Raw genomic sequence first — 19,506 nt, forward strand, 5'->3', positions numbered from 1 at the left:
TTAACTTCTCTTTAATTTCTGCAAACCTTCAGGAATACTTGGCTGATGGTAAATACATACACATCGACTGTTAGCAGCTAGTACACTAAACACCATTGCCAGACTCGCCAAGACGTTTACATGACTTTGAATAAAATGTTCGATTTTTTTCATTTTTAATGCCTCCATTTCATTTTTTCCTATCTTACCATAGAAACATACCAAAGAATCCAGCATGTAATTTTTACGAGGTTGTCTGTAATTTTTTCTGTATATCACACAGAATAATCTTTATTTTAAAATTTTCAGACTTTGTTTCAATCACCACAGAACCATGATATCGGTCTGCTACTTTTTTTACCGATTCCAACCCTATCCCATGATTCCACGGATCTCCCTTATTCGTTATGATTTTTCCATCACGATTTCTAATTATATCACCATTAAATGCGTTTATGACTGTTATGATCAATGTATTTACTTCATATTTCATAAAATACTTTATATATCTTTTCTCTTCTTCAATCTGCATTGATGCTTCAATAGCGTTATCGAGAATATTTCCCAACAAAATACTTATATCAGCACTCCTAAATGGAAGCTGCATAGGTATATGAATATCACATTCAAATTTTATTTTCAATTTCAAGGCTATCGAATATTTTGCATTTATTAAAGAATCTACCACTATATTGTCAGTCCTTGATATTCCAATATTACTGAATGTATCCATACTAATAAGCTTTCTTAAATAGTTTGTAGCCGATTCATTTTCTTTATTATCCAGCATTTCCATAAGTACAATAAAATGTTGCTTCAGGTCATGTCTGGCATTTCGAAAATCCATCATAACAGTCTCTTTTTCACGCATATGCTGATTGCATAACTCTAATTGCTGTTCATAAACAGTATTATACTTTTGTAATTCTTTTTCTTTCGATAAACTTAAATATAGTTTAAATATAATAAAATTGATCAGTAAAACAATCACAGAGCTTGTCAATGATTCCTTAATATATTTTTGATTATTTAAATCGATACTCAACATAAATATATTATAAACTACATACATACTTCCTATAGGAATCAATAGAAAAATCAAATTATAATTATTTGATATATCTCTCATATTTTCACTTTTGAAGAACTTCTTCAATCCGAAAAGCAAAAGCAGAGTTAACAACTTTGATAAAATTGATCCCCAAAATTGTGGAACCGTATAATAAATTCCACACATTATAAATATGTAGCCTACTAAAAATTCCGCCAGCATCCATATGACATTAATAAGCGCTGAAAAAACTATTTTTTGTAAAATGCCTCCCGTGTATGCACTAATACATATTCCACATACGAGAATAATACTTATTGCAACATTTACATATGCCGGAAAGGCATTTCCCTTCCCGATCAACATCTGCCACATGAAGTAAATCAGCCATGTAGTAATGCCAAAGAAACTTCCTTTACTCCTTTTAAAGAAAATACCAAAATAAATTTTAAGTATGACAATCGACAAAAATGTTGTCAATAGCTCTGTACCCAATTTACATATTATGCTATCACTAAACAATAATATCTTCCCCTTTTAGCATACAAAAAAGTTCATTTACACTTTTCCTTCTATTCTCACTGATTGTTAAAGTTGTCCCATCCATTAATTCCATCGAATCATAAATATACCTGTACACGTATCTGGGATTAACTAAAAAGGATTGATGCGTTCTGTAAAAATATGTATTTGACTGTACCAATTTCTTTTCAATATCATTTAATTTCCCATAACATTTTTTACTTCCGTCACTTGTAATAATATATGTAACACGTCTATCACTTTGAAAATATATTATCTCATCAATAGCCACTCTATAGGATACTTTGTTATATTGATATTGAAAATATTTCGGCTTTTTTAATATCTCTTTTCTTGCATCTAAAAAGTATCTTTGAAACTTTCGTTGATCAATCGGTTTTGTGATAAAGCGAAAAGCTTCCACCTCAAACACTTCTTTTGCAAAACTTTCATGGCTCGTAACATAAATAATCAACACCTTTGTATCCACTACACGGATAGCTCTTGCAGCATCTACTCCGTTTTGTTTTGTCATCTCTATATCAAGATAAATAATGTCATATCTTTTCCCTTTATCTATATAATCAACCAATGTACTCCCATCATAAAATACATCTATTTCTACCTTTGTATCTGTTGTTACCGCCAGTTTTTCAATCATTTTCTCAATATTTGATGCAACAAATGTTTCATCATCACATACCGCAATTTCCAGCATTGATTTTCTCCCTTATCCTGCAGACATTATTCTGGACTCTTTGCAAGATTCATAGCACATTTTATCAGTATCTCCATATCGGATCTTTTGCTTTTCGGGCATTGTTCCATAATTTCACCCAGGGAGATCTCACCCCGTTTCGTCCCTGTAAGCAAATAATTTATATCCATATCTAGTTTTTTATTCACAATAACAAGCTTTTCCAGTGATAATCCATGAAGTCCCCGTTCAACCTTTCCGTAATATGCAGAACTCATCTCCAATATTTCCGCCATCTGTTCCTGTGTGTAATTTAATTCAATGCGTGAAATACGAAGTCTTTTCCCTATTTCTACATACAAATCATTTTGTACATTTCGTCTGCACTTACGGCTTTCACCCTTGTGTGTATTTGCTTTCGATTCCATTGGAGTCCCTCCACAATAAGAATATATTTATATCATACACACACAAAAATGACTTATTAACACATATATACTTCTCATTTTAGGAATATATATGACTCATCATCAAGATAATGACCATTTACGACCGTTATTTTTCCAAAAAAGATTATGTAATCATCGCGTAATAAATACGAATGATCATGTAATTTTTACTGTTGCTGAAATTACTGCATCTGGAGTTAATGTTAGTGTCATCTTGCGGTACTTAATTCAGTAAGCTGACTCAATCAAATAATCAGCGCACAACTCATATCATAAATATTGGTCATTTTATATCAAAATATTCAATTATGATCCAGATTGAAAACAAATACATTTTATTGAAATAGATAGTTTTATATTTAACATTGTTTATTTTTATCTTTTTATAGAAAAAACCCAGCCTACCAAACAGTAGACTAGGCTTTTTATGTTTTAATTGTTCAGCCAGATAAACGGTGTATTTTCTTGATAAATCACTTCATATATGTAATCGGCCATCTGATCCTCTGTTAGATTAGGATTAGACTGTCCAATATCCCGTCCAATGCTGTTATTGTGTAAGTCCATGTTTTTATGTTCTTCCTTAGTATGGCCATCCGATTCCAAACCAGAAGTGTCTTTATCCTCATGTGCAGTTGCAAATAGTTCCGCTTTTTCGGTGCCAATTAGGATGGTCATTTCGGCATTCCAAATTCCATGTCTAAAAGCATCGCTCCGGTCTCCCAAACCATTATATCCGAACTTTCTTTCCGTTTGCGTTGTCGCTATATTTTTTGCATCATTTACTTTCAATGCCGCAAACGGATACCTAACAACCAATTTCTTTTCCGAATCTGTTAATGCATTCCAAATATCTGAAATTCCTATGTTTTCATTTCGCATTGTATTTATATGTAATGAAATCATACTTACAATTTCATCTTCAGAGTTTTCTGGATTAGCATTTTTAATTTCCAATACCGTTTCAATCAAATCCTCCATTTCAGAAGATGTGACTACTTGTTCACTAATTGCTGATGAAACTGTTTCTGCGGACGCAGATATGGGAATTCCAATCAACATAGTGCAAGTGCAACATACTACTGTAGTTTTTAAAAAATTGTGTTTCATAATAATCTCCTCCTAGTATTTTTATCGCAATCATACGCACAACTTTATTGTTTATAACCTAAGATTGAGTCCTATGCTAACAAAAAAGCTCTTTTCCAAATGTTCTTTGTCTTATGCTCTCCTTCTAAAAGAGCCAGACATACTCCAATTGTACCATCTAATAAACCTAAATGTTCAAAAGCTCTTATATTTCCATTCTCATCACCTACCTCCATATTTCTAAATCCAAAAATATAGTTAGAGTCATAAAAACTCATAATTTTATTAAGCAATTCTTTTTTCTCACTATAAAAAATGTCCTTTCCAATAGTAAATTCTATAGAATTAACAACTTGATACAATCCAGAAAAACCATGACAAAATGTAGGTGAAAATATACCTTTTACATCGCTCAATGTCTTTTTCATATTATGTATTCCATAATCTATCCAACTTTGGTTTTTCATTGCATTGCCAGCCATAATAAGTGAATAACACACTCCCGGATTTCCATAACACCAAGCATCTCGACGAATTATATTTTTTTCTGACACTTTTCCGGTTATATATTCATGGAAGTCAATTTGGCCTTTCCAAAAATCTCGTTTTTGATCGTTAGATCTAAAATCAAATAGAAATTTTACAATCTTTTCAATTGCCTCTTCTTGTCCTTCAATCATAAATCCTTTACTTTTCATTTCTGAAAGTAGTGTTAATGGACCTGCAATTCCATGAGAAAAACTTGTATTAAAATTACCATATGGATATAACTCTTTTTCTACAGTACTAAACTGATTATCCGATGGAATATACCATCCAGGCACATGGTATCCTTTTACTTCAATATCATATGTAAGTTCAACTAATTTTTTCAAGCCTTTAAGTAATATCGGAGAAAAGGATTCCTGTTCATAGTATATTGAACAATAACTCAAAATACCACTCAAGCCTTCTATTACATCATAACAGATACTTCTAGTCCCTTTTTTTAAATCAATACTATCAATAAACTCATCAAACCAATTAATTATATACGAATTTATCGTATTTAACAGTTTATTATAGTTACAAAAATTATTTGAAACACTTGCAACAGCCAACCCAATACCAGAAGTTCCTGAAAACATTGACAAGGTTTGAAACCCCTCTTTATTTATTTCCTGCACCAAATAACCAAGATACTGATGTGCTAATTCAGCCCAAATCTCCTCATCAGGAAAGCATTCCATTAATTTCCCATATAGCAAACAGATTCCTGGTATTCCATGACTTAATGTAAGTGGTTCCCATCCCTGAAAATTAAATTCTCCCATCACTCGTATATTGTCTTTATCCGCTACAATCCTCTTTACATTATCATAGTCGCCTAAGTTTCTAGCAATCTCTTTTACAATAGAAATTATGCTGTTATCCATATTTACATATCCTCCTCATTCTCGTATGTCTCAGCCTGATATAAAGTTTGATATACAAGACAATTTTTTAGTAAGTCTTCATGTTTACCCATTCCAACAACTCTTCCATCATCCATAACAATTATTTTGTCTGCCTTTTTTGCCGCATTAAGTCGATGTGATATAAAAATTCCTATTTTTCCTTTTGATATTTCAAAAAAATCATCAAAAATTTCCCGTTCAGAAACTGTATCAAGCGCAGCATTCGGCTCATCCAAGATATAAATTGATGCGTTCTTAAAATATGCTCGCGCAAGTGCCACTTTTTGCCATTGTCCTTGTGATAACTGCTGTCCATCATCAAACCAATTTCCAAGCTGCATATCGAAATCATATTCACCATCTTTTTTTAGAAACTTTGTTTGAAGTTTATCAAGAATTTCTTTCATTCTATCAGTTGAATTAAATTCCTTTATATCTCCAAATCCTATATTTTCCTTCAATGTGAGTTCATATTTTACAAAGTCCTGAAATAGTACTGACATTTTCGTATGATAATCTTCAATATCAATTTTCTTTAGAGGTATGCCATTAATCAAAATTTCGCCATACTTAATCTCATATAATCCACTTAAAATTTTAATTAATGTACTTTTCCCAGAGCCATTAGGACCTACTAATGCAATTTTCTCCCCTTTTTGAAAACTGATGCTAATATCTTTCAACGTCTCTTTTTTATTTTTATAAGAGAAAGAGAGATTTTTTATATCTATCGTTGTAATCTCACCTTCAATTTTTTTCATATTCCCAGTAATCTTACCTTTTCCACAATATTTCAAAAACTCAAATAACATATCCATATATAATGAGCTATTATATATGGTATAGATATTTGCCATAATAGCCTGTGAATTGCTCTGAACTAATCCCACGCTCCGTATATAGCTCATAACGTTTCCAACAAGAATATCCCCTGCGTATGCCGATATAATTGCCTCACCAATAATCAAGCCACTTACTACTTGCATGATCATCTCATAGATAATGTTAAATACTGTTTTCTTTTTTAAGATTTTGATATTTTGTTCAATAAAACGATTACTTATTTTTATGAAATTTCCTAAAAGATAGTCTTTTATATTTAATAAAGATATTTCCTTGTAAGAAAAATCATGTGTCAATAAATAGCTTAAATACCAAGTCTTTCTTTCGTCTTTTGCACGATTCCATATAATATCAAACTCCTGCTGACCTATTTTCAAAAAATATAGTACTGAAACAATAGGAACAACCAATAAAACAATTGATATATAAGGATTCCAGCTAAAAAGCAAAATAGCGGACGATATCATAGTAATCGCAGATGTCAAAAGATTAATAATCGCCAGAAAAATCTGAAATGGTCTATATGCAATTTCCCCTGTTATTTTTTCGATTCTGTCATACATTTCAGAGTTTTCAAAATCTTCCAAAGATAGATCCGTACATTTTTCCATAACCAGATAATTCAAGCGATACTGTAACAAATATTGAAATTTTCCCTCTATAAATCCTTTTGCTTCAATAATTAGTTCTCCGGCAAATGATGCAAGCAAATATAATACAAACATTATAAATGTACCATCAAAAAAGTTTTTCCCTTGCACAAGACAATTAATCAATTCTTGGGAAAGAATCAGTGTAATTACCGGAAAAACTCCAGCAACCACACTAAATAATATAATAAGAAAAAACAATCCCTTACTTACATGCATAATAATAGAAACCGTTTTAGGTAATTGTTTTAAAGCTATTAGTATATCTTTGATTCCAATTCTATTTCTTTCCATTGACTTCAATCCTTCTCATTACATATTTTTTTGCATATAACACACTTTCTGCAAATGCCATCAGCTTCCTTTCTAATTCACGATTTGTACCAATCAATCTATTGCAATGTAAATGAATAACACTTGCAACAATACTATTTTTAAACATCGGATCTGGATTAATCTTCCTAATTTTTTCACTATACTCGCTAATTACTTTACATCTTCGCCACATAAGTTCATAAACAACTTTACCGTCTTTCATGCTATTTAGATTATTCCATTCATTTTCAATATCGCAAATTCTTAATAGATTATCTTTTTTCTTCTTGAATTCGCTTATAAAATCGGAAGAATGATAATTGATTGACAAAAACTGCAATTGCTCTTCATATTTATTATAGAACTGCGAAACATACATTATGATGGAAACAACAGCAACATCATCCAAATTTAAAGATATTTTCCCCAAACGTTTTAAACGCAGTATGTTTTCAACAATATAACTATCTTCAAAAAATACCTTTTCCGCAGTATCCATCAACAATGCCCCTCCATATCTTTCAATTTCTCGATCATATACAGAAATAGTCATATCCCCTACTATCTGATCTGAGAACAATTCTGAGTACCATTTCAAGATTTGTGGATAGACTTGCAATAGCAATTCTCTTGTTGCATGTAATCGCAATCTTATATGTGGCTTCGGATCAGCATAACGCATATAAAAATATGAAATACCATATTTTTCCTTTAATGATTCATAAAAATCCATAATATAAAATGCAATTAATTCCTCCTCTCGATTCTCATTACAATACAATTTTAAATAAAGCCAGTTATTAAATGGCAAAATCATATGCTGCTCTCTGGTATACGTCTTTTGGGATAATGGAATTAATGATAGTTCTTCTTTATTTTTCCTGAAAAGCGGAACAACTATTTCCGTTGCATACGTTTTCCCATCATCATAAATAATATCTGAACCATTTTCTACTTTTTCAAAAACCAAATCACTATCCTTATGCTTCTTAAATTCGTCATAAACAATCCGCATCGATAAATCTGTTGCCAGATTAAGTCTAATACGGTTATCTGCATCAACAATATAAATATTCAAAGGCATGTTGCGGCCAATAATCAATGCTAAAAATTTTTCTTTAAAACTTTCAAAATCCTTTTTGAGTAATTCAAGTTCTTGTATATTAACTTTCCATTTTTCATTTTGGAGTACAATTCCTTTATACTTTATTGTTGGAATATGTCTCAAATCTGCATAGATATAACTCCATGGGAACTCAGACCACTCCCTTTTTCCTTCATAAGAAATATCCTGCAAAAACCTAAAAACATTGGGATTAAGCATCGGATTATACATATTGTTTGATTCGAAAATAATCAGTTTCCCAGTCTTTTTATCCCTTGCATAAAACTTTTCGTTAAATATTCCTATATAAATATCATTAAGACTAACAATGTCTTTTTTATCCTTGCTGCCACAGGTAAAAACGGCAGTTTCTTTCTCTCTAAACGATAATGTTCTTACAATATTTCCATTTCTCGTTGGAGAAGGCAAAAAACTTATTTCACAAATTTCACTATGCGGACTACGAATTTTTCTTTCTTCTTTGTTACATTTCTTTAAAACATTTGCAAAATTGTCAGACTGTACGGAGAACCTACCAAAAGTTTTACCTGCCACAAATGAGCCACAATTAGGACTTAGATTAAGACTCACTTTTCCATCTTCTACTTTCAAAATAAAATATAATTCTAAAGAAATAGGGATTTCTTCTTCTTGCACGGTACAATCTGTTATTTTTTGAAGAGTCTCCATATTAATATCAATGTATGAATTATTAGCCAAAGCTTTTTCATACTCCACCAAAAAATAATTTTTTAGTTCATATTTATAATTGTCTTTTGTATTGTACTCATCGTAAAAATCATTTTGTGGCTTTAAGTATGGTGTTGGAGCTCCAATACCATTACTAGAATCAATCATTTCCAATAAAGGTACTTCCCGATCTATTCCATATTTTTCAATAAATTTATTTCTATAATGTTCTAAATAACCATGTTGTTTCTTAGGACTATTACTAAGATACACAAATAGACTTGCCACTTCACATATTGCCTTGGAAATGTCTTGATTAAGTTGAAAGTCGCCTCCACCTATAACAGTATCCACTTGTAAATATGATGAGCATTTATATAATGTCTGCATTTTTGTTTTTATCGCATTATACTTAATTATCCCATTACCAATATCTGTTTTGCTATAATCCTCACACATTTTATATATTTCATTAGCCTTTTCACATATATCTGTAATTTCCATTCGCTCACACTGCTTGATAAAGTACATTAGCGGATCTGCATTGCTAAACGATGGTCTCAAATTAGAAATCAAAAAACCTTTAGAAATCAGTTCATTTATATACAATTTGATTTTCTTCATTGAAGTACTCGGATATTCAGAACTAAGTATTTCAATGAATTTTTCATATCTTTCGTAATCCTTAATTTTATCAAAAAGTACCTTAAAAACTTTTGTAAATCGAATACTGATTTCTTCTGCATCTTTTTCAGTTGAGTATACTAATATAACTCTATTGCCTTTTATATAACATGCGTCATTAAACTTAAATTCCAATTTCTCAGCATAATTTTTTTCTACAATATTTACTAGTCCAAATAACCATTCAGAATCAACATTAACTTTTTTTTCTGTCTTCGTCATCAATATGGGGAATTTTTCACTTTTGCTAAAGCAGCCAGTTCCAACACCTGTAAACAAGCCAAACGGAGTAGTCCTTTCTTTACTCCGGATTAAATATTTCAATAAAGAAATATTTAATCCATTTGATTTCTTTTCTGATAATTGTTTAGGATTTTTCATATATATATCCATCATTTCCACCAATGAAGGACTTGCAATATTTACTTTTTCCCTAAATGCAGGATTGCTACATATTAACTTAACCTCATGTTCGGAAAAGTCAATTTGAGACTTATACTCAGTCGGTCTGCGATACATAAATTCTCCAATGTCATAAAATAATTTTTTCATTTTTATCCTCCGAATTTTAAATTTATTTTTTGCTGAAACTATATCACTTAATTTTCAAAATCAAATCAGTAAATTAAAGAAATCAACTATTTTCTTTTGATATTATCGGTAACTGAATTTTTACTGTCGCACCCAATTTATCTGAATTAAATATACTCATATATCCATTGTTCGTTTCAACGACTCTTTGTACATATGCCAATCCAATTCCGTAGTGTAATGTATTTCTATTTTTATCTGATGTATAAAATAATTTAGTAGCATTCGCTAAAACTTCCTTGTCAAATTGTCCACAACTATTTGATACAGAAATAGTATACATTCCATCCTCTAGCATCGTATGACATAAAATCTTATCATCTTCGACTTTATACTCAATCGCATTATCTATGATATTAAATATGGCCCTTTCTATAGAAAAGTAATCTATATAAATCATGCCGCTAACATGGTCAACTGAAAATTCAAATTTTGTATGTAAATTAGCTGTGTACTTTTTCACTTCAAGACAAATCCTTTCGGAAAACGTATCGCAATCAATTCGTTCCCTTTTATTATTTTCTATTTTTTTAGCTTTGACATATTGAAGAAGCACTACAAGATATTTTTCTATTTTTTCAGCCGCCTCTAGCACATTTCTCAAATGTAAAAAATTGTATGAATCAGAATTGTAATCTAATACTAATTCCGTATTTCCCTTAATAATAGTTAATGGAATTTTAATATCATGTGCCAAGGCACCTATCTCTTCATTTTTTTCATATTCCATTTTCCAATTCGAATATAATGTATCTTTTAAAGCATCTCTCATTCTTATTAAGGAATCTATAGCGTTAGAAAACTCTTTTACTTTACTAGAACAATATTCAAAATCTAAATTCCCATTTTCAATCTCTAAAGTTATTTTTTTGATTTTTTCAAACTCCTTTCCCCAATTTTTTACTAGCCTGAATGTAGAAATATAAACATATATAACATACACTATTAGCATAACTGCATAGGAAATAATATCGTAATTGGGAAGTTGCAAATTTCTTTTCGTCAAATTGAAATAAGGTCGCATATTATATTTAACTACACAAATTTCTTTTTCCCTAAATATCACTGAATAAATCTTATTTCCTTGGATATTATTCTCGTTTCCAAGAATAACGTTCAAAGCATGTTGTTCATTAATCGAACTCATATTTCCATATTTTTTATTATTATTAAAATCAAATACAGCAAATTCGCATCCGATTGGCAAAAAATCTGATGTAACTTTATCCAAAGTTGATAATTTAGCACTATTTTCTTTTAATATATTTTCACTATAATTTGCAGGAATAACTATCTTGGCACATATCAATATATTTGTGATAAATAGCCATCCCATACCTACTATTACCAATCCTAATACTAACTGTAATATATAGAACATTAACTGTTTCTTCATAGGTATTAATCTATGCACCATCTATAACCAATCCCCCATACAGTTTTTATTGGATCTTTTTCAAAACGTTTGAATTTCTTCCGTATTGAATAAATGTATTCCGTGATTGTTCTTAATTGAGTATCCGTATCCAAATCATATAAAAAATCATATAACATATCCTTTGAAAAAGTTTGCCCTTGATTTTGTACAAGAATTTTACATATTCTAAATTCATTCTTAGTCAAGATAATAGTTTTATTATCTAGTGCAATAGAATTTGTATTTAAATCAAATACTAATCCATCAACTTCTACTTTATCTTCTTTAATATTCGTATTTCTTCTTAGCGCAACTTTTATTCTAGCCACCAATTCTTTTATGCTAAATGGCTTTGTTATATAATCATCCGCGCCTTCCATCAATCCTTTTACCTTTGCATCTTCGCTAGATTTTGCGGAAAGAAAAATTACTGGGCACGAAATAATACACTTTATTTTTTTTAGGATTTCAAATCCATCAAATACTGGCATCATAATATCAAGTAAAATGAGATCGAATTTTTCAAATTCCGCTATATTTATATTTTCAATATACTCTTTTGTTTCTACATCGTACCCTTCTCGCATCAATACCTCATATACTAATTCCAGTATTTTTTTATCATCATCAATAACAAGTATTTTTGACATATCTAGTCCTCTTATTTTTTCTCAAGTATATCAAAAAACTGTTGCTTCATAAGCATCTCGTAATAAAAACCCCTCTACCACGTAAAAAATGCTTTACCCTTCAAATCTAAAGGGTAAAGCACTTTTATGTATAAAAATATAATAGTTTATTTGTCTTTTGTAAATGAACATGTCCCAAAAAAGGCTGTTTTACAACCGGAAGTACATAAGCTAATGCTTGTAATTCTTGGCTGCGTTTTATTATTTCCTGATTCCATCCTTGTTACATCCAGATCGAAATCATCAAATTTTGCCATCGTCTTTTCCTCCTATTTTTTCTTAACTTATTTACCAGTAATCTGGCATCCGCAGGTTGCTGTCTGAACCGGACAGGTCATCAGGATTCCCGTCACACAACCCGGTGTACACAGGGACTTACTTGTGATTCGCGGTTCTACTCCGCCTTCCCCTGCTGCTGTCTTTGTTACATCCAGATCGAAATCATCAAATTTTGCCATCGTCTTTTCCTCCTATTTTTTCCTTAACTTATTTACCAGTAATCTGGCATCCGCAGGTTGCTGTCTGAACCGGACAGGTCATCAGGATTCCCGTCACACAACCCGGTGTACACAGGGACTTACTTGTGATTCGCGGTTCTACTCCGCCTTCCCCTGCTGCTGTCTTTGTTACATCCAGATCGAAATCATCAAATTTTGCCATCGTCTTTTCCTCCTATTTTTTCTTAACTTATTTACCAGTAATCTGGCATCCGCAGGTTGCTGTCTGAACCGGACAGGTCATCAGGATTCCCGTCACGCAACCCGGTGTACACAGGGACTTACTTGTGATTCGCGGTTCTACTCCGCCTTCCCCTGCTGCTGTCTTTGTTACATCCAGATCGAAATCATCAAATTTTGCCATCGTCTTTTCCTCCTATTTTTTCCTTAACTTATTTACCAGTAATCTGGCATCCGCAGGTTGCTGTCTGAACCGGACAGGTCATCAGGATTCCCGTCACACAACCCGGTGTACACAGGGACTTACTTGTGATTCGCGGTTCTACTCCGCCTTCCCCTGCTGCTGTCTTTGTTACATCCAGATCGAAATCATCAAATTTTGCCATCGTCTTTTCCTCCTATTTTTTTCTTAACTTATTTACCAGTAATCTGGCATCCGCAGGTTAAAGTTTGTGGACACAAAAATTGTGTACTACACAACGAATGACTCCCCACAGTGCTTGCTGGCATTGCATTTGGTGTTCTAATAATTTTAGTAACGTCTAAATCAAAATCATCAAACCTGGCCATGTTTTTTTATCCCTCCTTCCTAATTAATAAATGCATTTTTCACAAAACACTAATTCATTTGGAAAATAAATTTCTAAGAATAATGTTTTGCTTCTTTATATCAATAGTTATATCTTCTAAAAATCAAAAAAAAATCAAGAATAATAAATTATTTTAAATATTCTCACTAATTTCAAATAAAAAGACCATCACAAAAAATTGTGATAGTCCTTTTATTATTCCACTCTTAAATAATTGCCTAATCACATGGCAGTTTCATGCTTACTTTTGCTCCATGTGTTTGGAGAGAATTTTCTAAAACAAGGCACCCCCCATGTTGTTTCATAATCGACTCGGTAATATATAATCCCATTCCAAAATGCATTCGAGAACTTCTACTATGATCATCCATGAAAAATTTATCTTGAGCATATCTCAATGCTTCCCTAGAAAAACCAATCCCTTCATCAATTATGGAAATCACCAGATATTTTTCTTCAATTCGAACTTCAATATAAAGTGTTCCTCCTTTTGAAGAATGTTCTAGCGCATTATCCACAACATTCAGTATTGCTCGATCCATTAATAATATATCAATTTTCAGGCTTTTAGGCATAGATAATATTTTCATTTGTAAATGAATCTTTCCAAAATCACATAAAGATTTTACTTGCATTTTTATATGCTGTATATATTCATCAACATTTACCTCTTCTATTTTTAACTGATAACCACCTAATACCCTAGAAAGATCAATTAGCAATTTAATGTAAGTGAACATTTGCTCTGAACTTTCTGTAATATACCTTGCATATAACTTTTGTTCCTCATTGAGTTCTGTTTCACTTATCAAATCAATATTTCCTTGAATGACGGTCAAAGGTGTTTTCAAATCGTGAGCGAGTGCTGCAATCTGTTCTCTTTGTAATTGTTCCGCGTGCCATTGTTTCTCTAAAGATATTTTCAGATTATCTTTCATATTCGCAAAAGAACAAAGTACGTCCTCAAATTCTTTGATTTTTGAATGTCCTACTTCAAAATCAAGATTTTGTCCCGCAACCTGCCTTGTTGCTTCAAAAAGCGGGGAAAGCTGCGCCCGCATATTTTTTGCAAACTTCGCTGTTAATATCACGCATACTGTAATACAGTTGATTGTTATAAGAATATAAAGCAGAATTTCCGGTGAGGGGAAATGCTCATAAAGCCATTCATTTGTAAACTGTGAGCCTATATAATATTGCAGCACCACATATTCATTTTCGCGGGTCACAAGCAAATACTGTTTGTTGAGGTTTGTATTTATCTTCCCGGATATTGCATACTCCATAGCCCGGTCTAAATCGTCGCCCCCTAAGGTCGTTTCAGTCACTTGATAATTCTTATCCAGTACCAAATACTTGCAACCCATAGGAAGCTGCACGTCTGTCAAATCCGGCGTTGCAGCAATAACAGGAGCAAGGTTTTTTGCGCTGCGTTCTGAATAATCCGCATAGGTAATAAGTCCCGTACTGGTTCCGGCTAAAATAAGACTGAATGGTATCGCCACCGCACCTATTAGTCCAATCAGTAGCATACATAAGAATTTCCAAAAAGACGCTTTCAATGATGTTGTTTTCTTCATTCCCATTTATATCCAATCCCCCAGACTGTCGCTATCGGCTGAATATCCAGTTTGTTCAATTTTGCCCGGATATTCTTGATATGAGTAGAAATCGTAGAATTATCACTGTCGCCCTCTAAGCTGAAAACAGCTTCGTAAATCTGTTCTTTTGAAAATACCTGTCCTTTGTTCCTTGCAAGATATTCACAAATCAGATATTCGCTTTTGGTTAAGGCAACGGGCGTGTTATCTACCCGTAATTCTTTTGCAGACAAATCAATTTTTATCCGGTCAAAGGTAAGTGCGGTATGTCGTTCCCTGTGTTCACGCCGTAAGTGGGCATTTACCCTCGCCCGCAATTCTGCAATGCGGAATGGTTTTGTCAGATAGTCGTCTGCGCCCAGACCAAGCCCAAATGTGATGTCATGCTCCATTGTCTTTGCTGTCAGAAAAAGAATAGGGCAGTCCACAAGGGAACGGATTTTATCACAATAGGAAAAGCCGTCTATATCCGGCATCATAATATCCAGTATAATCAAGTCATATCTGTTCAGCTTATCAAGCGGTACCTGTGCAGCAGAGGTATAAGCGGTCACGAAATGCCCGTCCTTTTGCAGCCCATTTTTGACAAGCTCTAAAATAGCCCGTTCATCATCAATCATAAGGATCGCTGCCATATTGTCGCCTCCTTTCGTTGTCCTTTTTAGTATAGCACAAGCTACAAGGGCAGGAAAGCTGTCATTGCCGCTTTGCAATATAGTAGTTATTATTTATCTTGACCGCAACCGCTTCCGCTTTATCGGTTCCGTAAATCTCATAGACATCTGTGTAAAACCAATACTCCCGCCCCTGTCCGGTATTCTCCCCGTACCAGTCAACATTGCTTAAATCTTCCTTTGACAAAGGGATTTTCGTTTCTGTGTCAAATGTAACACTTTCTGCAAGAATATCAATGTAGCTGCCTAATTTATCATCAGATACCATTTCAGACGTTACTTGATAAACCGTCCCGCCACAAAGAAGCTGTGTCGCATTTTCTGGATTGATTTCAAAGCTGCCGTTTATAGATTTTTCTGTTTCCTTAAAATCAAAAACAGTATCGCTATCCTTGATATTCTCGCTGATAACAGCTTTATGATACCCTCCGTTTACATCTACAATCAGATAATCGTCTGCGTTAGGTGCTGCATATACATTGAGAAACGGAATAATGTAAGAGGCTTCTGGTGCTTTCTCTGCCAAATCCGCTAAGGATTGAAAAGTCGCCGTTTCAACATTTTCTTGCAGCAATATTTTTCCGTTCTCATCTATGGCGGCAAGCTGCCGGATATATCCAATCCATTCTCCAAGCCCACCATTTGATACGGTATCTGCCAAAATGGTGTAATCGTTACCCTTATAGGAAAAACGTGTTACGCTTTCCGTATTCAAATAGCATTGTTCTTTGTCACTGGAATATTCTTCGATTCTGTCCTGTAAAGAACAGCCTGCAAGAGCCACACAAACGATAAAGGTAAACAGCAGAAATATAACTATTTTTTTGTTTTTATTCATAATTTTTTCGTCCCTCCCAATGAGAAAACCATAGTAAAGTTAATAATACACCGCCCATTGTCAATACAGCAATTCCTATCCATTCTGTCCCATGAGTGGACAGCACGTTGTTCATAACATCATGCACCCAGTTCATAGACCATGCAAAGGGGATATATCGCCCTACACCTTTTAATTCGATATTACTGTATAGAATACATTGCAGACTTTCAAATACTCCCCAAAACAATGAGATACCCAGTCCAAATCGAAAGCTAAGGAATAAGTGCAGCGCATAAATAATTAAATTACAAAATGCCATTCCTGCGGCTGCTTTGACTAACATACTAAGTTGTACGGTATCATCTATTCTCAAAAAATGAACGCCGAGCAGAAAGACAAGGAATAGACAAAACAGCGCGGTTATTCCTGCTCCATATAAAACGGCTAATTTTGTCAGTACAACTTTATACCGGTTAGGCACTCCGAGCAATATTTGAAAGTGTGAAGCCTTTTCTTCCAATAAGACATTCAAGCTCACAACAACACTTATCAGCAAAGGGAAAATAGTCGCCGTAAGCTCTAATATCATTTTTAGTTTTTTGTAATCCGCTGTGTTTCCATATAGGACATAGTAAACAATAAACAGTAACGCCCCAAGAACAGGTACGCATAAATGAATTACCCCAAAGGACGTATGCTTTACTTTTATTAGTTCGGAACGAACCGCCCCAAGAAAGCCCATCTTATCTACCTCCTTTTGCAAAGTCCTTCGCGTCTACAAAAGATAAGACAATGAATAAGAATATTGATAGTGCGACAGAGATAAAAATGGTACAAGAAAAACCGGAATTTCCCGCAAAAGTTCCGTTTAATTCAATCCCCATAAGCGGCTCCGCCAGCTTCGCCGCCCAACAATACGGCATGAGCCACCAAACGGCTGTGTTTCCTAACAGGATAGGAAGAAATATCCCAAGTACAGTATTTAGCATTATCGGTACAAAAAGTCCTATTTTACGCGCAAGGTACAGGCACAATGGGATTTGCCAGACGGACGCTATCACAATCGCTATACTGCCTGCCATACTCTGCGGAACAGAATATACCGCTGTTGCCGGGGAAATGATATTGCTGATTGAGATAAGCAATGCTAAAAATACTCCTGCCACAAGCAGCTTTTCAATCAAAATCATTCCTTTTGCCATTTCAAATTTTGAAAGGTTCAAGGGCATAGAAAATACAGAATAATATTTCCCCGCACTTTCTTCTTTCCGGTGTGATAAGGAACATAAGATTGCGATTGCTCCCGGAAGCAGGAACGCATACCACCAGTAAAGCGTTATATATTGAAACCCGATAAAACCTCCCACTATCCATGCAAAAATAGCTGTGATTAGCGGAATGATGAAAAGCAGCTTGTTTGATATTGTCCTTTTGAATTTCAAATGCTCTGATTTTAAGTAATTCATACTTTAGCCCTCCCTGTGATTGCTTTTCACAACGTCCATAAAAAGCCGTTCCAAATTTTCATTCGCATTAAGTCTCCCCTCATAGCCTAAGACACCGCCCGCAATAATGCCGATATGATCGGCGGTCTGTTGTACCTCGGAAAGAATATGACTGGATAAAATAACGGTAATTCCCTTTTCCGGAAATGAACGGATAAGCTCCCTAAGTTCTTCAATCCCCACCGGGTCAAGACCGTTTGTAGGCTCGTCAAGAATAAGCAGCTTCGGACTATTTAATAATGCAATTGCAATTCCAAGCCGCTGCTTCATTCCAAGAGAAAACTGTCCGGCTCTTTTTCTGCCTGTTTCTGTCAGCCGGACGATTTGAAGCACTTCCTCAATCCTATTGTCTGTCAGCCCTAAAAGGGTTGACCTAACTTTCAGATTTTCATAGGCGGTTAAATTCTCATAAAGCGGCGGCATTTCAATCAATGCTCCAATATGGTTTAAGTCGCTCCGCTTCCATGCGTGGCCGTCAAACTCAATGCTCCCAGATGTGGGCTTCAAAATGCCTGTTATCATTTTGAGTGTTGTGGATTTTCCGGCTCCGTTTGGTCCTAACAATCCATAGACGGAATTTTTTTCAATGTTCAGCGATATGTTATTTACGGCTGTCTGCCCGCTGAATGATTTGCAGAGATTTGTTGTTTTTAAAATCATATTCATATTTATAATCATCCTTTCTGTTTTTTTCATAATATCAATCAATTTTGAAGATTTCATAAAGATATTCCATCTATACAGCAAATGAGTTTGAAATAGTAAAATACTCTTCTATGAATTTTTTGTTTCATCACTTGAATAAACTGGTATTCTATCCTTCCTTCAACATGGCTCTCCTTCTACCCCATGAAATGCCCCTGCCGGATACATCCACTGTCCTTCTACATAGATATCGTCTACCGAAAACTTTCCAGCGACCAGACTGCGAATCGCTTTCTCATCTCCATGATACACACAGGATTTTGCATTTCCCACAAAGGTATCCAAATCACACTTATTATCCAGCATAAATTCCAGAATTTCTTCATCATGCTTTAACAACTGATATTCTTCCGGATATAATTCACGAATCCCGGCAAACAGCTTCGGTGCAGTGAAAATACACATAGCACAGTTGCAACGTTTCCACCCGGCGCTGTAACAGGGATGTTGGTTAGCACGATGACATTTCAACACCTCCCACACATCAACCTCCGAATAGTCAATGACTGAACGCCACTGATAGACAATCTGATGCAGTTTCTTTTCCGCATTCGTTCTGTAAACCTCTATCTCTACTGCGCTAAGTCCCTTTTTCACGAAGCTGTCTGATACGATTTTCCACAATCAATCTCTCATCTGCTTAGCAATAATCTCATACAAACTCAATCAGCACATTCTGATACAAATAATAGAAACAAACAATTACTCAATTATCATTTCCACTTGT

22 protein-coding genes are annotated in these 19,506 nt (G+C 33.9%); all 22 read right to left on the reverse strand.

The annotated features are described in order from the left end of the window. Window positions 1-153, reverse strand: coding sequence for a cyclic lactone autoinducer peptide (locus A4V09_RS24860; RefSeq protein WP_157766918.1), 153 nt, complete (start codon window positions 151-153; stop codon window positions 1-3). A 70-nt stretch (window positions 154-223) separates the two neighbouring features. Beyond that, window positions 224-1,552, reverse strand: a complete 1,329-nt coding sequence (locus tag A4V09_RS08235; protein ID WP_065541926.1) for a sensor histidine kinase — start codon at window positions 1,550-1,552, stop codon at window positions 224-226. Beyond that, entirely contained in the window at window positions 1,545-2,270 is a 726-nt protein-coding gene (locus A4V09_RS08240) for a LytR/AlgR family response regulator transcription factor (RefSeq protein WP_065541927.1), read from the reverse strand. Before A4V09_RS08240 ends, A4V09_RS08235 begins: the two co-directional genes overlap by 8 nt. Window positions 2,271-2,296: 26 nt before the next feature. Continuing rightward, window positions 2,297-2,677, reverse strand: coding sequence for a helix-turn-helix domain-containing protein (locus tag A4V09_RS08245; protein WP_084043485.1), 381 nt, complete (start codon window positions 2,675-2,677; stop codon window positions 2,297-2,299). A gap of 453 nt (window positions 2,678-3,130) precedes the next feature. Next, a complete protein-coding gene (locus tag A4V09_RS08250) occupies window positions 3,131-3,808 on the reverse strand; it encodes a DUF6973 domain-containing protein (protein WP_065541928.1) in 678 nt (225 codons plus the stop codon). A 71-nt stretch (window positions 3,809-3,879) separates the two neighbouring features. Continuing rightward, a complete protein-coding gene (locus A4V09_RS08255; protein ID WP_065541929.1) occupies window positions 3,880-5,202 on the reverse strand; it encodes a lanthionine synthetase C family protein in 1,323 nt (440 codons plus the stop codon). Window positions 5,203-5,204: 2 nt separating this feature from the next. Further along, complete coding sequence (locus tag A4V09_RS08260) at window positions 5,205-7,010, reverse strand: ABC transporter ATP-binding protein (RefSeq protein WP_065541930.1); 1,806 nt, start codon at window positions 7,008-7,010, stop codon at window positions 5,205-5,207. Continuing rightward, window positions 6,997-10,062 (reverse strand): lantibiotic dehydratase, encoded by a 3,066-nt coding sequence (locus tag A4V09_RS08265; protein WP_065541931.1) that lies wholly within the window; start codon window positions 10,060-10,062, stop codon window positions 6,997-6,999. Before A4V09_RS08265 ends, A4V09_RS08260 begins: the two co-directional genes overlap by 14 nt. A gap of 82 nt (window positions 10,063-10,144) precedes the next feature. Beyond that, window positions 10,145-11,518: a sensor histidine kinase gene (locus tag A4V09_RS08270; protein WP_065541932.1), complete on the reverse strand. Its 1,374-nt coding sequence runs from the start codon at window positions 11,516-11,518 to the stop codon at window positions 10,145-10,147. Next, window positions 11,503-12,168, reverse strand: coding sequence for a response regulator transcription factor (locus tag A4V09_RS08275; protein WP_065541933.1), 666 nt, complete (start codon window positions 12,166-12,168; stop codon window positions 11,503-11,505). Before A4V09_RS08275 ends, A4V09_RS08270 begins: the two co-directional genes overlap by 16 nt. Before the next feature lie 146 nt (window positions 12,169-12,314). Beyond that, on the reverse strand, window positions 12,315-12,464 hold the full coding sequence (locus A4V09_RS08280; RefSeq protein ID WP_084043486.1) for a gallidermin/nisin family lantibiotic: 150 nt from the start codon (window positions 12,462-12,464) through the stop codon (window positions 12,315-12,317). Window positions 12,465-12,491: 27 nt separating this feature from the next. Continuing rightward, complete coding sequence (locus A4V09_RS08285) at window positions 12,492-12,665, reverse strand: gallidermin/nisin family lantibiotic (RefSeq protein WP_065541934.1); 174 nt, start codon at window positions 12,663-12,665, stop codon at window positions 12,492-12,494. A gap of 28 nt (window positions 12,666-12,693) precedes the next feature. Continuing rightward, window positions 12,694-12,867, reverse strand: a complete 174-nt coding sequence (locus A4V09_RS08290; RefSeq protein ID WP_065541934.1) for a gallidermin/nisin family lantibiotic — start codon at window positions 12,865-12,867, stop codon at window positions 12,694-12,696. Window positions 12,868-12,894: 27 nt separating this feature from the next. Beyond that, window positions 12,895-13,068 carry a gallidermin/nisin family lantibiotic gene (locus tag A4V09_RS08295; RefSeq protein WP_065541934.1) on the reverse strand — a complete coding sequence of 58 codons (174 nt, stop codon included), beginning with the start codon at window positions 13,066-13,068 and terminating at the stop codon, window positions 12,895-12,897. A gap of 28 nt (window positions 13,069-13,096) precedes the next feature. Continuing rightward, window positions 13,097-13,270 (reverse strand): gallidermin/nisin family lantibiotic, encoded by a 174-nt coding sequence (locus A4V09_RS08300; RefSeq protein WP_065541934.1) that lies wholly within the window; start codon window positions 13,268-13,270, stop codon window positions 13,097-13,099. A gap of 422 nt (window positions 13,271-13,692) precedes the next feature. Then, window positions 13,693-15,060: a sensor histidine kinase gene (locus A4V09_RS08305; protein ID WP_065541935.1), complete on the reverse strand. Its 1,368-nt coding sequence runs from the start codon at window positions 15,058-15,060 to the stop codon at window positions 13,693-13,695. Beyond that, complete coding sequence (locus tag A4V09_RS08310; RefSeq protein WP_065541936.1) at window positions 15,051-15,710, reverse strand: response regulator transcription factor; 660 nt, start codon at window positions 15,708-15,710, stop codon at window positions 15,051-15,053. Before A4V09_RS08310 ends, A4V09_RS08305 begins: the two co-directional genes overlap by 10 nt. A 61-nt stretch (window positions 15,711-15,771) precedes the next feature. Continuing rightward, the gene (locus A4V09_RS08315) at window positions 15,772-16,587 is read right to left on the reverse strand and encodes a NisI/SpaI family lantibiotic immunity lipoprotein (RefSeq protein ID WP_065541937.1); all 816 of its coding nucleotides are present in this window, start codon (window positions 16,585-16,587) and stop codon (window positions 15,772-15,774) included. Then, entirely contained in the window at window positions 16,580-17,311 is a 732-nt protein-coding gene (locus A4V09_RS08320; protein ID WP_065541938.1) for a lantibiotic immunity ABC transporter MutG family permease subunit, read from the reverse strand. The genes A4V09_RS08315 and A4V09_RS08320 overlap by 8 nt, the downstream gene beginning before the upstream one ends. A 1-nt stretch (window position 17,312) precedes the next feature. Next, window positions 17,313-18,035 carry a lantibiotic immunity ABC transporter MutE/EpiE family permease subunit gene (locus A4V09_RS26410; protein WP_065541939.1) on the reverse strand — a complete coding sequence of 241 codons (723 nt, stop codon included), beginning with the start codon at window positions 18,033-18,035 and terminating at the stop codon, window positions 17,313-17,315. A 3-nt stretch (window positions 18,036-18,038) separates the two neighbouring features. Beyond that, on the reverse strand, window positions 18,039-18,740 hold the full coding sequence (locus A4V09_RS08330; RefSeq protein WP_171285517.1) for a lantibiotic protection ABC transporter ATP-binding protein: 702 nt from the start codon (window positions 18,738-18,740) through the stop codon (window positions 18,039-18,041). Between the two features lie 159 nt (window positions 18,741-18,899). Further along, window positions 18,900-19,403: a hypothetical protein gene (locus A4V09_RS25265; RefSeq protein ID WP_242964026.1), complete on the reverse strand. Its 504-nt coding sequence runs from the start codon at window positions 19,401-19,403 to the stop codon at window positions 18,900-18,902. Window positions 19,404-19,506 lie beyond the last annotated feature (103 nt).

This window comes from Blautia pseudococcoides, assembly GCF_001689125.2.
Taxonomy (GTDB): Bacteria; Bacillota; Clostridia; order Lachnospirales; family Lachnospiraceae; genus Blautia; species Blautia pseudococcoides.